At 37.9% G+C, this 14,710-nt stretch carries 16 protein-coding genes; 7 read left to right on the forward strand and 9 right to left on the reverse strand.

The window, feature by feature from the left end; all coding sequences use genetic code 11:
- Positions 1–225: 225 nt before the first annotated feature.
- Entirely contained in the window at positions 226–1,206 is a 981-nt protein-coding gene (locus tag K7X70_RS19990) for a PAS domain S-box protein (protein ID WP_222538730.1), read from the reverse strand.
- A gap of 295 nt (positions 1,207–1,501) precedes the next feature.
- Here K7X70_RS19990 and K7X70_RS19995 point away from each other — a divergent pair, with 295 nt between their 5' ends.
- Complete coding sequence (locus K7X70_RS19995) at positions 1,502–2,470, forward strand: hypothetical protein (protein ID WP_222538731.1); 969 nt, start codon at positions 1,502–1,504, stop codon at positions 2,468–2,470.
- A 60-nt stretch (positions 2,471–2,530) separates the two neighbouring features.
- On the forward strand, positions 2,531–3,061 hold the full coding sequence (locus tag K7X70_RS20000; protein ID WP_222538732.1) for a putative antibiotic biosynthesis monooxygenase: 531 nt from the start codon (positions 2,531–2,533) through the stop codon (positions 3,059–3,061).
- Between the two features lie 159 nt (positions 3,062–3,220).
- On the opposite strand, the gene K7X70_RS20005 is transcribed toward K7X70_RS20000, so the two are convergent.
- Complete coding sequence (locus K7X70_RS20005) at positions 3,221–3,514, reverse strand: hypothetical protein (protein ID WP_222538733.1); 294 nt, start codon at positions 3,512–3,514, stop codon at positions 3,221–3,223.
- Between the two features lie 283 nt (positions 3,515–3,797).
- Positions 3,798–3,989: a cold-shock protein gene (locus K7X70_RS20010; RefSeq protein ID WP_048905418.1), complete on the reverse strand. Its 192-nt coding sequence runs from the start codon at positions 3,987–3,989 to the stop codon at positions 3,798–3,800.
- A 383-nt stretch (positions 3,990–4,372) separates the two neighbouring features.
- Between K7X70_RS20010 and K7X70_RS20015 the strand changes: the two genes are divergently transcribed.
- Positions 4,373–4,783 (forward strand): VOC family protein, encoded by a 411-nt coding sequence (locus K7X70_RS20015; protein ID WP_222538734.1) that lies wholly within the window; start codon positions 4,373–4,375, stop codon positions 4,781–4,783.
- 21 nt (positions 4,784–4,804) lie between these two features.
- On the opposite strand, the gene K7X70_RS20020 is transcribed toward K7X70_RS20015, so the two are convergent.
- The 4 genes from K7X70_RS20020 to K7X70_RS20035 all read right to left on the reverse strand — a co-directional run bounded on the left by K7X70_RS20020 (position 4,805) and on the right by K7X70_RS20035 (position 7,834).
- On the reverse strand, positions 4,805–5,482 hold the full coding sequence (locus K7X70_RS20020) for a class I SAM-dependent methyltransferase (protein ID WP_222538735.1): 678 nt from the start codon (positions 5,480–5,482) through the stop codon (positions 4,805–4,807).
- A gap of 5 nt (positions 5,483–5,487) precedes the next feature.
- Positions 5,488–6,054 (reverse strand): YbhB/YbcL family Raf kinase inhibitor-like protein, encoded by a 567-nt coding sequence (locus K7X70_RS20025; protein WP_255607457.1) that lies wholly within the window; start codon positions 6,052–6,054, stop codon positions 5,488–5,490.
- A gap of 49 nt (positions 6,055–6,103) precedes the next feature.
- On the reverse strand, positions 6,104–6,973 hold the full coding sequence (locus tag K7X70_RS20030; protein ID WP_222538736.1) for a helix-turn-helix domain-containing protein: 870 nt from the start codon (positions 6,971–6,973) through the stop codon (positions 6,104–6,106).
- Positions 6,974–7,315: 342 nt separating this feature from the next.
- Positions 7,316–7,834: a DUF4143 domain-containing protein gene (locus K7X70_RS20035; RefSeq protein ID WP_255607459.1), complete on the reverse strand. Its 519-nt coding sequence runs from the start codon at positions 7,832–7,834 to the stop codon at positions 7,316–7,318.
- A gap of 632 nt (positions 7,835–8,466) precedes the next feature.
- Here K7X70_RS20035 and K7X70_RS20040 point away from each other — a divergent pair.
- From K7X70_RS20040 to merA, 4 genes are read left to right on the forward strand one after another with little or no spacing between them, the layout of a single operon-like run.
- Positions 8,467–8,844: an ArsR/SmtB family transcription factor gene (locus K7X70_RS20040; protein ID WP_068402182.1), complete on the forward strand. Its 378-nt coding sequence runs from the start codon at positions 8,467–8,469 to the stop codon at positions 8,842–8,844.
- The gene (merTP, locus tag K7X70_RS20045) at positions 8,841–9,446 is read left to right on the forward strand and encodes a mercuric transport protein MerTP (protein ID WP_068402185.1); all 606 of its coding nucleotides are present in this window, start codon (positions 8,841–8,843) and stop codon (positions 9,444–9,446) included. The genes K7X70_RS20040 and merTP overlap by 4 nt, the downstream gene beginning before the upstream one ends.
- A gap of 47 nt (positions 9,447–9,493) precedes the next feature.
- Positions 9,494–9,790 carry a cation transporter gene (locus K7X70_RS20050; RefSeq protein WP_232324601.1) on the forward strand — a complete coding sequence of 99 codons (297 nt, stop codon included), beginning with the start codon at positions 9,494–9,496 and terminating at the stop codon, positions 9,788–9,790.
- 58 nt (positions 9,791–9,848) lie between these two features.
- Positions 9,849–11,504, forward strand: coding sequence for a mercury(II) reductase (gene merA, locus K7X70_RS20055; protein ID WP_222538737.1), 1,656 nt, complete (start codon positions 9,849–9,851; stop codon positions 11,502–11,504).
- Positions 11,505–11,604: 100 nt separating this feature from the next.
- On the opposite strand, the gene K7X70_RS24605 is transcribed toward merA, so the two are convergent.
- On the reverse strand, positions 11,605–12,042 hold the full coding sequence (locus K7X70_RS24605; protein ID WP_432443868.1) for a DUF3945 domain-containing protein: 438 nt from the start codon (positions 12,040–12,042) through the stop codon (positions 11,605–11,607).
- A 109-nt stretch (positions 12,043–12,151) separates the two neighbouring features.
- Complete coding sequence (locus K7X70_RS20070; protein ID WP_222538738.1) at positions 12,152–14,704, reverse strand: heavy metal translocating P-type ATPase; 2,553 nt, start codon at positions 14,702–14,704, stop codon at positions 12,152–12,154.
- Positions 14,705–14,710: the final 6 nt, after the last annotated feature.

Consider the following 14,710-nt stretch of genomic DNA (forward strand, 5'->3'; position numbering starts at 1 on the left):
GCATACCATTACGTCTACGGTACAGTTTTCGTAAAGAACTAACCTAAAAATTGTGACTGATAATTAGCAACGAAAAACCCATCTTCTTTTTAGAAAAATGGGTTTCTAGGCAGTGGCCAGAACTTGGCGGTTCTTTAACCATTTCTTATCTGATTGATGCCTAATCGCGAATTTGGCTAAAAAACAGCCTAACATTATACCCTCTTGAAAAGAAAAATTAACTAATTATTGTGCTTGTTCAGTTATTTTACGCACGATATTATCGAGTTTGACAGCTGCTTGTTCCAGCAGATCGATGATGCCAGTAAAAGACGGATCGTCCTTGTTTTCTTTGGCTAGCTTAACAAGGCCCAGTATATTGGCAAGTGGCCCCCTTACTTCATGAGATTGTATCCATGATATTTTTTTAAGCTGCTCGTTTTGCTTTTCAATCATCTTCATCTGCATGTTTTGCTTAGCCTGTATTTTTTTTTGCTCAGTTATATCGACAAAATAAACGGCGAGGCCATCTTTTTTGGGATATACATGCATTGACCCCCAAACGCCAAGGGCAGTATAACATTCTTCAAAATGTACACTTACTTTTTCCTTTAACGCACGTTCATATTCCTGGTAAAACCTCCCCTCTCTTGATCGGGGAAAAAATTCCCAAAGGTTTTTTCCCAACAAATCGGCTCTTTTACAGTTTAAGATCCGCTCTGCCTCTTTGTTGATATATGTTATCTCCCAATGTTGATTCATGGCATAAAATCCATCGGTAATACTTTCCAGGATATCGTTGATCTCTATATTTTTTTCCTTTAATGCATTTTCAGCCTTTACCTTCTGGTCAATATCTATAGCCATTACTATCCTGGCATCCCTGTTCTGAAAAATATTGCTGTGTCCATAGATATGAACATAAAATTCTTCTCCATTTTTTCTGATATGCTTCCATACCCCATAATCGAAATAAGTGGTCTTGATCTGCTGAATGGCCGATTTGAAACGTTCGGCTTCTTCCGCCGACCTGATTTGTAAGGCTTTCATGGTAAGAAACTCTTCTCTTTGATATCCGTACTGGTTTAATGCAGCAGCATTGACCGCTAAAAATTCATAGGTATGAAGATCGAAAATATACATTGGGGCAGGGCTTTCCTCAAAAATTCGTTTGAAATTGGCCGCCTCTGCATCATCTGAACTAATCTGGGTAGGGATATTCTCCATGGTTTAATAGTTGATAGGGGAAATCAATTTAGTAAAAAAAACAGCATTTAAGCATCGCTCATTAATTCCAAAGAATCGTTCAGTTCTTCAAGTTCGATGTGGAAGATTTCTATATTCCCGATACCCCTATAAATTCAATTCTCTAGTATAAACCCAGCAGAAATAATCTCAGCAAAGACGTAGTAGATGATGACCCAGAGAAATTAAGAATTGACCAGCTCGGCAACTAAGCGCAAGAAAGAATTATCTTTACTATTCCTGTTGACGAAAAAACAAATGGATTAACAATTCAAAAATGAGAAAATTAATTGTATCAAGCTTAGTATTACTGTCTAGCTTTGCTTCCTGTCAGCAAAAACAATCACCAGGTACAACTACTAAAAGTCAGGAAATGATGGATCAGAAAATGCTGGATATTTACAAACAGGTGAAGACATACGATTACAATCCATTGTACGAGGTAGTGTTTAGTCAGGATGCCTGTGGCTATGAAATTATAATCAATGGCCTACCCTTGCACCGCTATTTACTATTGGGTAGCGCCAATGAGCAACACATTCCGATTAATGATCATATATTGACGAGTGGAAAACAGGAGATGATCATACGCCTGTTTCCGCCTCAGCTTTCAGACCAACGCTGGTCTCCAACACTTGTGGATGCTTCTAAGTTTAAGATTAAAGTGATTCATCACAGCGCTGATAATGCTACAGAAAACTATAAACAGGTTTTTGAATTCAGTACCGCTAATAAACCGGGAACAGAAAAATTCCTGGGCAGTGGGCAAAAGGTTTTTGAATTTAAAGGTTATTTCGATGCAGAGGTTCCTTATCAGTTAAAGGGCTGGAGAAATTCCGAAGACTTGAGTAAAGAGGATCAGGATAAGTTGTTGAAAGAAGCGATTGCAGCTTATAACAATTTCAGAAATATACTGATAAAAAAAAACGTGAATGCTTATGCATCATTGATGTATGAAAAAGAGGTGGAACTCGCAAAAGCTTTTTACTGGAATACTCCCGCAGATGCCAAAGAACGCTGGGAAGAAATGAGCGGTAAAGTCCGTGAAAAGAGAGATATTTTACCGCTGAAAGATTTTAAAATGGTGTTATACGCAGGTGGAAAAGTGCTTACATTACAACCAACGAGCGAAATGTACAAAGATTACTTTTCTGCCATTCATGCCCAGACCGAGGATGATGATATTCAGGTTTCATTCATGCTTCATAAAAAGGCGGGTAGTAGTGAACTGACACCTATACGGTAACATTCTCTTATAGTCCGCCGCAATCAAAGCAATTTTTCAAATTAGTAACCTACAGGAACCATGGCCATACACGTTGCAATTACGCGCAGAATCCTTCCCGGGAAAGAACAGGAATTCAAAGAATCCCTGCGGAATTTTCTAGGGCAATCTTTTATCCACGAAGGCGTACAGGGGGCAGCAATCATTTCCTCTTTCCCAGGAGCAGACAATAACGAAATAGGAATCTTAAGAACTTTTAAAGACGAAAAAGAACGTGATGAATTTTATAATTCTGAGCAGTTCAACAGGTGGGAAGCCTATGCTTCCACCCTAACTGAACCAGCCGTCTATAGGCAGCTAACCGGTTTGGAGGCATGGTTTCGTTCCTCAACTCCACCGCCAAGATGGAAGATGGCAATTGCAACGTTATGCGGTGTATTTCCAACGAGCCTTTTCCTGTTTTACGCTACTGGCTGGCTACTAATGGACTTACCCGCTCCATTCAGATTACTCATAACCGCCACACTCATGGTCGGGGTATTGACATGGATAGTGATGCCAATGGTTACCAAAATTCTAAAAGCCTGGCTAACTATTCGTAATCCACATTAATTTTCGATAATCCAATGCTTCATTTCCGCTATAAATGGCTATCATCAACAAAGAAAGGTATAGCAGATGAGAAGATAGCCGGGAGGAATATTTGTCTGCTGTTATGAACATGGCCCCGACCACAAAGTCCGACCTGAATAAACTAAAAAAGCAGCCAGATTAACCTGCTTTTAAAGTCAAAAATTCCATAAGGTGCTGTTCCAGCAATTCGGTATTGTAAGTACCGTCTGTAGTATGGTCTGTAATCTCAAGGTTATTGTCACCCACTGTAATCGTGTATGCATTTCCGTCAATAATTTCGGGAAAACTGATATTCACAATATCAGCTACATGGGCAAATTCCACAGCCAGATTGCTGCCAAGTTGCTCATTCACGTAAGCAGGAAATTCCGTTTTTAAAAGGTCAAATAAACTTTCAGGATTTAAAGGTTGTACATTGTCTATTGTTATCATACGTTTTTCTATAAGACTTCCAATAATGGTGCCCCGAAATCAAAAGCAGTTCATTCAGCCACCAGGGGTACATCATAGCTATCGGCTTCCAAAATAGTGTACGATTTCGACTAACTATTTCAGGTGGCAGGTATTTATCCTATAAAACACAGCGCGTTATTCAAGAAGAAATATTTAAAATGCTTAACCCCATACAGCTCATCCAGAAATCACACGCAAAATATAGGACAAAAAAAAACACCTGCAAAAGGCAGGTGATTCATCAATTATGAAGGAAATCTAATTAGCTGATTTTAACATTAATTGCGTTCAAGCCTTTTTTACCTTGCTCGATGTCATAGCTTACTGAATCATTCTCACGAATGTTGTCCATTAAACCAGAAGAATGAACAAAGATTTCGCTATCACCATTAGCTGGCACGATAAATCCAAAACCTTTTGTCTCATTGAAAAATTTTACTGTTCCTTGTTGCATTATATTATATTTTAATTACCCAAAGATAGTTATTTTTTTGACAAAAAGAATTTTATTTTAAAAATAAAAGAATTATAAAATTTTATTTTACCAAATAAATCAGGAACAAAATATTTTTTCGGCAAAAAAAGCATCCAGATTTCAGATTAAGATGCTTAAATGACTCCTTTGTAATTGTGCCGATGTTATTATGGTAATAGGTTCAGCATGACTTGTCTCACAATGCAAGTTCACCTACAAACACCACTACTATAAAAACCTACTATACAATATCTTAAGGTAAAAATACACGTTTTTTTGTCGTAAATCCCCCCTGTAATTTTCCTTAGCAACAACCATCTTTACTGGTAAATCAGTCAATTGTATAACCAGAGTATAGCATCATGAATACCCAACCTTCCGCCAAACTCGATATTTATATCAACTACCCCGGGCATTGCGAAAAAGCATTCCAGTTTTATGAGCAGCATTTAGGGGGGAAAATACATATGATGCTGCCTCACGAACTACCACCACCTAATTTTCCGAAGGAATGGAAGAACCCGATCCTCCACGCAGTCATCGAAATAGGTGGCACCAAAGTGAGAGGCGCGGACATCCCTCATGCTGAACCCATGCGTAGTGCCTACCTGACCCTGGTTATTGAGACACCGGAAGAAGCGGAACATCTCTACAGCTTATTGTCTAGTGAAGGCGAAGTGTTTATGAAAATGGAGAAAACTTTCTTCGCGAACCGATTTGCCATGCTCCGCGATAAATTCGGGACTTCCTGGATGCTGCTCAATGAAAATTAAGTAGGGCTTCACTATGTATCTTTATGCTGTTTTCATTGCAGACATAACTACAAAATTATTGTACTTATAAATACAGTCTATTTGTGAGAATCCTGCGTTTTCAAGCATTTGCAATTGTGTTTCAAGTTTGGAAAATTTATCCAGTTTAATCCGTTCAAAAGCCCTATCGATAGCCTGCCGATCAAGACCAGAATTCAGCACAGTCTCTTTCCAGTTTGATTTATAATAGTTGTCAAACCAAGGGGTACGTCCTTCAACCTGATCCGCATTGATGAATACCCCACCAGTATTAAGTGCTTTAAAAACAGATTGATAAAGTGTTGCTTTCTGTTCATCTTCCAGATGGTGAATAGCCAATGCTGAAATGATGAGGTCATACTTTTTAGAAATCGGCCCAATTGAAAAATCATATTCCAGGAACTCAAAATTATTCAACCCATTAAAGCGCTTTTTCGCAACAGAAAGCATTTCTGTGGAAATATCAATTAAGGTGAAATGCAGATCGTTTCTTTGCTCGTAGATAAACTGTGAGAAAAGGCCAGTTCCGGCCCCGATATCCAAGACATTTTTTGCTGTAGATAATGTATCGATGATGGGCAAGCAACTGGTATAGAAATCATCGAAACATGGAATCAGTTGTTTTCTCTGCTCGTCATATTGTTTAGATATACTGTTGAATTGTTCTTTAATATTGTCCATACTAATTACCTTTTGCTGTAAACGATTATTGATGCTTTGGCCAATACATTTTGATTGGCTATAAATCCGACTAATGCTGGACTAGCATTTTTATCCAAACCCAAATTTACTTTATTCAATGCATACACAGTGATCATGTAGGAATGAGGCTTATCATTTTCAGGTGGACAAGGCCCTCCATAGCCAGTAGTTCCAAAATCAGTTAAACTTTGTATTGCCTTTTTAGGCGCCAATTGCTTTTCCAGATTCCCTGCCCCTTGTTTTAACTCAGCTACGTTAGCTGGAATATCAAAAACAACCCAGTGCCACCAACCGCTACCTGTTGGGGCATCAAGGTCATACATTGTTACCGCAAAGCTTTTTGTTTCAGAAGGTGCGAAGCTCCAGGATAATTCAGGAGAAGTATTCTCCCCATTGCAACCAAATGTACCGGCCATGAACTTTCCTGTGAATTGGCCGGCCAGATCCTTGCTTGTAAGCGTGAAGTTTTGCGAAAAGACTTGGTAGGAGCCTAATACCAAGCATATTGTCGTTATCAGTTTTTTGTTTATCATCTTACAAAAATCTGCCATGATAAGGATATACTATAGTGAATTCAGCTCAAAGCATAGTGTTTTTAGTTCAGTTTCTAATTTTAGACTGATAAATAGTGGGAGACAAACCGAACCTTTTTTTAAAAGCCGCTGCAAAATTTGACGCATTATCGTATCCCAATTGAAGGTAAATCTCATTAACAGAAGCCCCTCCTTTCAATTGATGTTGTGCAGTATCCAGCTTTCTTTCTCTGATATACTTTCCAGGTGAAACGTTATACTCTTTTTTAAAATCACGTTTAAACGTAGCAAGACTGCGATTGGCGAGAAATGCCAACTCAGTCAGGGTTAGATTTTTTATTATATTTGTCTCCACGATTTCTCTCAGTCTGTTTGTATTGTCTGATACCCCTGACATAAATATCTGGAAAAGTTGCTTAGGAAAGCTTTCCATCAGAACCAGAAAAAGTTCTTCCAATTTATGCAATAACAAAGCTGAAGATATTGGCAACCCCTTCTTAATCAATTTAATTAATCCATTGATATATTCTGTAATATATAATGTTTGCTGAAATTTTAAAAAAGCATCTTTTCCGGCTGTTCCATTCAGATGTTGAGGACCTAGCTCCTTAATTAGGTGTTTTTCTATGAACGCTTGTCCGAGTTGTGCAGGAAAGAATACAACTAAACTGCTATATTTTTCAGTATTTAGTTTTCTTTCAGCTATAATCGCATTTCCATTTGGGATCAATACAGCTTCCTGCTCACCGATAAAGGTACATTCAGCCCCACGGTACAGTTCTTTTTGCCCACTTAGGATAAAACTTATAGCGCACTTATTAAAGGTTATCAGGTTTCTTCCAAGAGGTTTAAATTCATTGTAATACACAAAAGAAATATCTTTTGTGGTCAACTTCTGGTGACTAGCTAAAATTTCGGGTACTTGGATATTTACCATTATTACATTTTATAATTCAACAAAGATAAAATGAATTGCAGATATACACTTACAGTTAAAAAACAGAATGAGTTCTATCTATTCTGGATTAAGGTATTAAAATGATAAAGTGACAGGAATGATCGAACACAATAGCGAAAAGTCCGACAAAAAAACATTTAAATCCAAACTTTCAGACATGCGCTACTGATATAAAACCAACTCAATAATAAACGAAAAAAGCCGTTCTTCTTTTCAGAAAAACGGCTTTTTAAGCAGTGGACCCAACTGGGCGTTTCTCGAACCATTTTCTATCTGATTTGCGTTTAATCAGCGATTTGGCTGGCAAATGATATATAGGATTTAAAGTTCCTGCCGGACAAACCACTCCACATACTGTGGCAGAGAGGTACCGGCATAGTAAGGTAAATTCATGAGTAAATATGGTTTTTGGCTCGGTGTGATCGCTTTCTCAATGTTGAAAGTACCAGAATACATGCGTATAGCATAAGGATGATCTGAAGCATCTATGAACTGGTGAAGTGATTTCAGACTCCCTGTGCTCCCTGATTTTATTTCAATGGGAATAACCAAATCCTGGTGGGTAAAAAGTAAATCAACTTCTGCATTCGATTGAGATTTTTCCCTAACCCAAAAATTAGGCTTATGCGCTGAAATACTTTGAAGAGATATAAGCTCCTGTGTTACTAAATGAGGTATAACAGCACCTTTGTAAGCTCTATTCAAATCATCCATAGCGAGCATTTCTAATTGGATACCAAGAGAATAATTGACTAAACCAGTATCTAGAAACTGTAGACGTGGCGACTTCTTTAGATCTGTTTTTATAGGAGGTTGCAAATCTGTTGTAGGATAAATCAACCGTATGATTTTTGCATGTTTCTTTTAAATGACATGACCGGGATGATTTTTCAATTTGTAACAAAACCAATCCAAATTTACTTAAACAATGTAATAAAACAAACCCATTTTGTATCATATTTTGTAACAAACCAAGCTCAGTTAAAATACCGTTACATGTTTGTTACGGTTTTAGGTATAGAAAAACATAAATCTTGCAGCCGACATATAATACTTAGAAACGAAAAAAGCCGTTTTTCTTTTCGAAAAACGGCTTTTTAAGCAGTGGGCCATGATGGGCTCGAACCATCGACCAAAAGATTATGAGTCTTCTACTTTGACCGTCCATTAAAGGACAAAAATCATCATTTCTAGCTTACAGAAGCAATATAATCACTTTTTTTAAAACTTCAAAATTTTGCTCCGTAACGTATTTGTAACGGTTTATTCAGAAAAGATGAATAATTATGATACACACTAAATTGCTTTTTGTGGTTAAATACTCCTGTTGAAATATACAGCACTTCTTGATTTCTATAGTTAATTCAAATATTCAAAAATCAAGAGTTATTGAAAAACACATTTAAGTGTTTGCTTAAATAAGAAAACTACTTGTATCTTTATCACTTTATTTAATCCTAAAAAAGGAAATTATGGAAAACAATCAATCGTGTATCAGAGTGTTTGCCGACAAGGTTCAAATAGACAATTGTCGCGAAATACTTCAAGACAACAACAAAGCATTCAACGAGTTGAGCGGACTTTTAGCATTGGCAGGAAACGAAGTAAGGCTGAAAATCTTATTTCTCTTAGAAGAAGAAAACGAACTCTGTCCTTGCGACCTTTCAGACATTCTCGGAATGAGTATCCCAGCCGTTTCACAACATCTCAGAAAACTAAAGGACGGAAACGTTATTGAAGGGAGAAGAGAAGGACAAACCATTTTCTACTCTTTGAAACAAGAGCAACTGACCTTGCTTCGTCCATTTTTTAAACACATCATAAACAATTCAAAAAAGGAGACAGTATGAACAAGAAAAACAACAGACTTGTTGGAGCGGGAGTTCTTTCGGCAGTAGCAGCATCACTTTGCTGCATAACACCTGTATTGGCTCTTATTTCAGGAGCATCAGGAGTGGCATCTACATTTTCGTGGATGGAACCAGCAAGACCTTATCTTATAGGTATTACTGTTTTGGTATTGGGCTTTGCTTGGTATCAGAAACTCAAACCACGAACAGCCGAAGAAATTCAGTGTGATTGCGAAGAAGACGAAAAGAAACCTTTTATGCAGACCAAAACATTTTTGGGAGTTGTAACCGTGTTTGCAGGCTTGATGCTCGCTTTTCCAAACTATTCACACATTTTCTATCCTTCAAACGACAACAAAGAAGTTGTAATCGTCAATGCCTCGGACATCCAAACCGTAACTTTTGATTTAAAAGGAATGACTTGCAATGGATGTGCTTCACACGTACAAAATGCCGTAAATAAGTTGCCGGGTATTGTTAAGATAGATGCGAGTTACGAAGAAGCAACTACCAAAGTGGAATTTGACCAAACCAAAGTGAGCTTGGCTCAAATTGAAGAAGCCATCAACGGTACAGGTTACAAAGTGGTTGGCAAGAAATAGTATTTTTTTGTTTTTTTTATTTAAGAATCTTATTAAATAATTACACAATGAAAAAGAATTTGATTTTATTGAGTGCTTTGTTCCTAATTGGAATTACTCAGGTCAAAGCCCAATGTTGCAAACCGAATGACAGTAAAGCACAAACAGAAAATGTAACACAACAAGTAGGTAAGACCGTGAAACTGAAAATTACGGGGATGACTTGTGCAGGTTGTTCCAACCACATTTCAAATGCCCTTAAAAAAGTGGACGGCATTAATGAACACAAAGTGGAATATCCGGCGATTTGGCAACTATTCAATACGACCCGAAGAAAACAAATCCTGATCCTATCATTAGGATAATTGAAAAAACAGGCTATAAAGCTGAAATCATCAAAGAAACTCAAAAAAAGAAAGCGTAATGAACAAAGAAACCATAAAACTTGACATCACAGGTATGACCTGCGACCATTGTGCCACAGGCATTGAAAAACTTCTTTCAAAAAATGAAGGAGTAACAGAAGCTAAGGTAAACTATCCGAAGGCCAGTTGCGAATGTTCTTATGACCCTTCAAAAACCAGCAAAGAAGAAATCATCAACACCATCAACGGCATGAAAAACTATCGTGTAAAAGGTGAAATTTCAGAAACAGGAAGTTGTAACAACAACCATTTTGACCTGATTATCATCGGTGGTGGTTCGGCAGCATTTTCAGCAGCCATAAAAGCCGAAAGTTTAGGATTATCAACCTTAATGGTAAACGGTGGATTGGATTTTGGCGGAACTTGCGTAAATGTAGGTTGTGTGCCATCTAAGAATTTAATCCGTGCAGGAGAAAATGCTTATCACGCTACACATTCCAACTTTGCAGGTATAAAACCAAAAGGTGTTGATATTGATTTTCCACAAGTTATCAAAGACAAGAAAAAATTGGTTGCCGTACTTCAAGAAAAGAAATATATGGATGTGGTGAGCGATTTTATAAATTTAAAAATGATTACAGGTTGGGCGGAGTTTAAAGACAACAAAACAATTGTTGTTGATAATAAAACAGAGTATACAGCTTTGAAATTTATCATTGCCACTGGTGCCACTACAAATATTCCAAGCATTGAAGGATTGAATGAAATTGGCTATCTGACCAATGTTTCGCTTTTTGATTTAGAAGAAAAACTCGAAAGCATCACTATTATGGGAGCAGGTTACATTGGTTTGGAAATAGCTATGGCATATAATCGTTTAGGTGTAAAGGTACGTATTATAGAATTTACAGACCGAGTATTGCGGAAACAAACCCCTGACATTAGTGAAGTATTGGAAACTCAAATGCGAAAAGAAGGTATTGAGCTCCTCCCTAATTTCCGTGCTGTTAAATTCGAGAAAAAAGGAAGTGAGACAATCATTCATTGCAAATGTCCGGACGGTTCTTTTACGCAAATCACAGAAAAAGGGAGAATAGTAGTTGCGTCAGGAACAAAACCCAATACACAAAGGCTGGGATTGCAAAACATAGGCATAGAATTGAACAAAAGGGGTCATGTTTTGGTGAACGAAAAAATGGAAACTAATTTACCTAACATCTATGCAGTAGGCGATGTTGCCAATACACCTGCATTTGTTTACACAGCCGCCTTTGAAGGAAAAATTGCTGTAGAAAATTCTTTTTCAGGAGCTGAAAATAAAGCAGATTATACTTCCTTGCCTTGGGTGGTTTTTACTGACCCACAAATTGCAGGTGCAGGTTTAGACGAAGTACAGGCAGAAGCCAAAGGCATTCCGTTTGAAATTTCAAAATTGGAACTTAAAGACGTACCGAGAGCCATAGCAGCAAACGACACAAGGGGTTTTATCAAACTCATTCGCAACACCGAAACTGACAAATTGATAGGTGCAAGAGTAGTTGCACCTGAAGGCGGAGAACTTATCCAACTATTAAGTATGTCAATCAAACACGGAATAACTGTAAAAGACTTGGCAGACAGTTTCTACCCTTATCTGACTTTGGGAGAAGGCATCAAATTAGCAGCAATAACTTTTGGTAAAGACGTATCGAAATTGAGTTGCTGTGCAAGTTAATATTTAACAATAACGGAAGTTTGCCTATACAATATCAAAATCACTCAAATCATTATTCATCAAAGTGGAAGAACTGGCTTCTGTTTCAGATGAAAGTGTGCTATCCAAAAGCTCGGCAATTTTTCGGGAAGCACCTTTGATGGAATTTTCCAGCAGGCTGAATAATTCGGCACCCTGCAATCTTTGAACTATCGTAATCGCCATTTCCTTTTGGGCTTGCTCCAAATTTTCCATTTTGGAATAACGCCCCTACGGAGCTTGGTTCGTCATAGGTAACCCCTTGAGCAAGACTATCATCGCCACCGGATATTCCGTACCTGTTCCATTCTTCTTCCTCTTCCTTTAAATCAGGCATATTTCTGAAAACATCGTCCATTGCCAAAAATTCAGTTCCTTTCGTGGAAATCATACCCTCTAACTTTAACGGTTTACCTTCCATTAAGATTTGTTTCTTGGCATCCTCTAATTTCACGCCCTTAATTTCATCGGGAATTTTTATGAAATCTGTCCGTAATGCAACAAGTTCATTGGTAAGCATGTCCACACTGATAATAGATTGTAATGATTACCATGATTTTGTCGCATTTCCATTTGTTTATGATCTTTATGTTCCATAATACTGTGATTTTATTGTCTTTAATTAAAAACTAGTCGATCTTGGCACTTCTAAGTCTTAAAGAGTTTAGAATAACGGATACTGAACTGAAACTCATGGCAAGCGCAGCTATCATTGGTGATAATAAAATCCCAAAAAATGGATATAAAAGACCTGCTGCAACTGGTATACCTAAAACATTATAACCAAGAGCGAAAAATAGATTACCCTTTATATTGTCCATTACTTTATGGCTCAAAAACCTCGCTTTTGCAATTCCATTGAGGTCTCCTTTCACTAATGTTACTGCTGCACTTTCAATGGCGACATCTGTTCCTGTACCCATAGCAATGCCAATATCTGCCTGTGACAAGGCAGGGGCATCATTTATACCATCACCTGCCATAGCAACCTTTTTACCTTCAGCCTGCAGTTTTTTGATTTCATTTAGCTTGTCCTCTGGAAGCATTCCTGCTTTAAAACCATCTAAATTCAAGGTTCGGCTAACGGCTCTTGCTGTATCTTCATTATCGCCAGTGAACATGATTACTTTTAAACCTTCTTCCTGAAGCTTTTTGATAGCGGTTGCACTAGAGGGCTTGATTTTATCTGAAATAACCACAAAACCAACAGCTTCATCCCCGACGGCCAAATAAGAAACTGTCTTTCCTTGTTTTTGCGCAGACTTAACTAGTTCTTCCAATTCGGGATTAATCTTGGCTTTAACGTGTTCCATTAGTTTCTGGTTACCTAAAGCAAGTTTTTCGTCTTTTAAAGTACCCGTTACACCTTTACCTGTTACAGCTTCAAAATTTGAAATTGGTTGAACTTTTACTTTGTTTTCTTCCCCATAACGTAATGTCGCCTGTGCTAAAGGATGTTCACTGCTACTATTTAACGCTACTATTCTTTCAAGGACTTTCTTTTCATCAAAATCCGGATTTGCACTAACGACCTTTTCAACCGATGGCTTTCCCTCTGTAACCGTTCCAGTCTTATCAATGATGACAACATCAATGACATTCATTTTCTCTAAGGATTCTGCATTTTTGATAAGCACACCAGATTGTGCGCCTTTTCCTACACCTACCATTACCGACATAGGCGTAGCAAGACCAAGCGCACATGGGCAAGCAATGATCAATACTGCAATAGAATTAACGAATGCATAAACATAAGATGGTTCAGGCCCATAGATTGCCCATACCACAAATGTAGCTATTGCAATCAACACCACTACAGGAACAAAATATCCTGAAATCTTATCAGCCATCTTTTGAATGGGGGCTTTCGATCGGCTTGCCGAGTTTACCATTTCGATGATCTGGGACAGCAAAGTTTCCGAACCCACTTTTTCGGCAAGCATTACAAAAGTTTTATTACCGTTAATTGTACCTGAACTTACGTTATCTCCCGTCTTTTTTTCAACCGGGACAGGTTCACCAGAGATCATGGATTCATCAATTATGGCTTCTCCTGTTTTAATACTGCCATCAACAGGTATTTTTTCCCCAGGTTTCACCCTTAATAAATCTCCCTTTTGGATATCGTCAATGGAAACTGATATTTCTTTATCTCCCACAACCTTTGTCGCCGTATTAGGCGCTAATTTCAATAGTTCTTTAATGGCACTATTAGTCTTACCATGCGCTCGTGCTTCTAAGAGCTGCCCAAGCAATACCAGGGTAAGAATAACTGTTGCAGCTTCAAAATAAACGTAGACTGTACCATGGTGGGTTTTAAACTGATCTGGAAAAACATCAGGAAAAAGCAGGGCGACAAGGCTAAAAAGCCAAGCCACCCCCGCACCAATTCCTATCAACGTAAACATATTTAGTTTCCAGGTTATTAGCGATTGCCATGCACGCTGAAAGAACATCCATGTTGCATAAAAAACTACCGGAATGGAAAAAGCAAACTGAACCCAGTTCCAATATTTCAGTTCCATCAAGTTAAACAACGGATTATTTGGAATCATTTCCGTCATTGCTATGGTAAAAATGGGAATAGTAAAAATTGTAGCAATCTTAAATTTACGCAACAAGGTGTCATAAGTTTTATCTTCCGCTTCCAAGTTCACGCCCGTAGGTACCAAGTCCATCCCACATATTGGGCATGAACCTGGTTGATCTCTAATAATTTCGGGATGCATAGGGCAGGTAAATTGTGTTGTTTGTTTTAATTCAGGCTGTTTTAGTAAATCCATCCCACAAACAGGACAATTTCCTGGTTTGTCATAGGTTTTATCCCCTTCACAATGCATAGGGCAATAATATACACCACCAGTTTCATTTTTATGAGCCTTTAATGGGGCATTATCATGATGGGAATGAGCAGAAGCAGAATGTTCCTGATGGTCGTGATTATGTATTTGTTTATCCTCCGCAGTCTTATGGAATCCAGACATGTGAATCTTGTAATTTCCAGCAACCGAAAGAACTTCCTGCAACTTTTCGGTTGGAATGTGCTTATCCATTGTGATTATTGCTTCAGCAGGCTCCAAAGTAACCTTAGCAGAAATCCCATCAATTGCATTCAAGGCATTCTCAACTTTAGTTTGACAACCTTGGCAGGTCATTCCGGTTATTTTATAAGTATGTTTCATAAGGTG

This window comes from Pedobacter polysacchareus, from assembly GCF_019802255.1.
Lineage (GTDB): Bacteria > Bacteroidota > Bacteroidia > Sphingobacteriales > Sphingobacteriaceae > Pedobacter > Pedobacter polysacchareus.

Bases quoted from the DNA above. Each gene is read 5' to 3' on its own strand.
- K7X70_RS20010 (WP_048905418.1), bottom strand. From the start codon at position 3,989: ATGCAACAAGGAACAGTAAAATTTTTCAATGAGACAAAAGGTTTTGGA.
- K7X70_RS20015 (WP_222538734.1), top strand. From the start codon at position 4,373: ATGAATACCCAACCTTCCGCCAAACTCGATATTTATATCAACTACCCC.
- merA (WP_222538737.1), top strand. From the start codon at position 9,849: ATGAACAAAGAAACCATAAAACTTGACATCACAGGTATGACCTGCGAC.
- K7X70_RS20005 (WP_222538733.1), bottom strand. From the start codon at position 3,514: ATGATAACAATAGACAATGTACAACCTTTAAATCCTGAAAGTTTATTT.
- K7X70_RS20020 (WP_222538735.1), bottom strand. From the start codon at position 5,482: ATGGACAATATTAAAGAACAATTCAACAGTATATCTAAACAATATGAC.
- K7X70_RS20070 (WP_222538738.1), bottom strand. From the start codon at position 14,704: ATGAAACATACTTATAAAATAACCGGAATGACCTGCCAAGGTTGTCAA.
- K7X70_RS20025 (WP_255607457.1), bottom strand. From the start codon at position 6,054: ATGGCAGATTTTTGTAAGATGATAAACAAAAAACTGATAACGACAATA.
- K7X70_RS19990 (WP_222538730.1), bottom strand. From the start codon at position 1,206: ATGGAGAATATCCCTACCCAGATTAGTTCAGATGATGCAGAGGCGGCC.
- K7X70_RS19995 (WP_222538731.1), top strand. From the start codon at position 1,502: ATGAGAAAATTAATTGTATCAAGCTTAGTATTACTGTCTAGCTTTGCT.
- merTP (WP_068402185.1), top strand. From the start codon at position 8,841: ATGAACAAGAAAAACAACAGACTTGTTGGAGCGGGAGTTCTTTCGGCA.
- K7X70_RS20030 (WP_222538736.1), bottom strand. From the start codon at position 6,973: ATGGTAAATATCCAAGTACCCGAAATTTTAGCTAGTCACCAGAAGTTG.
- K7X70_RS20050 (WP_232324601.1), top strand. From the start codon at position 9,494: ATGAAAAAGAATTTGATTTTATTGAGTGCTTTGTTCCTAATTGGAATT.
- K7X70_RS20000 (WP_222538732.1), top strand. From the start codon at position 2,531: ATGGCCATACACGTTGCAATTACGCGCAGAATCCTTCCCGGGAAAGAA.
- K7X70_RS20040 (WP_068402182.1), top strand. From the start codon at position 8,467: ATGGAAAACAATCAATCGTGTATCAGAGTGTTTGCCGACAAGGTTCAA.
- K7X70_RS24605 (WP_432443868.1), bottom strand. From the start codon at position 12,042: ATGCTTACCAATGAACTTGTTGCATTACGGACAGATTTCATAAAAATT.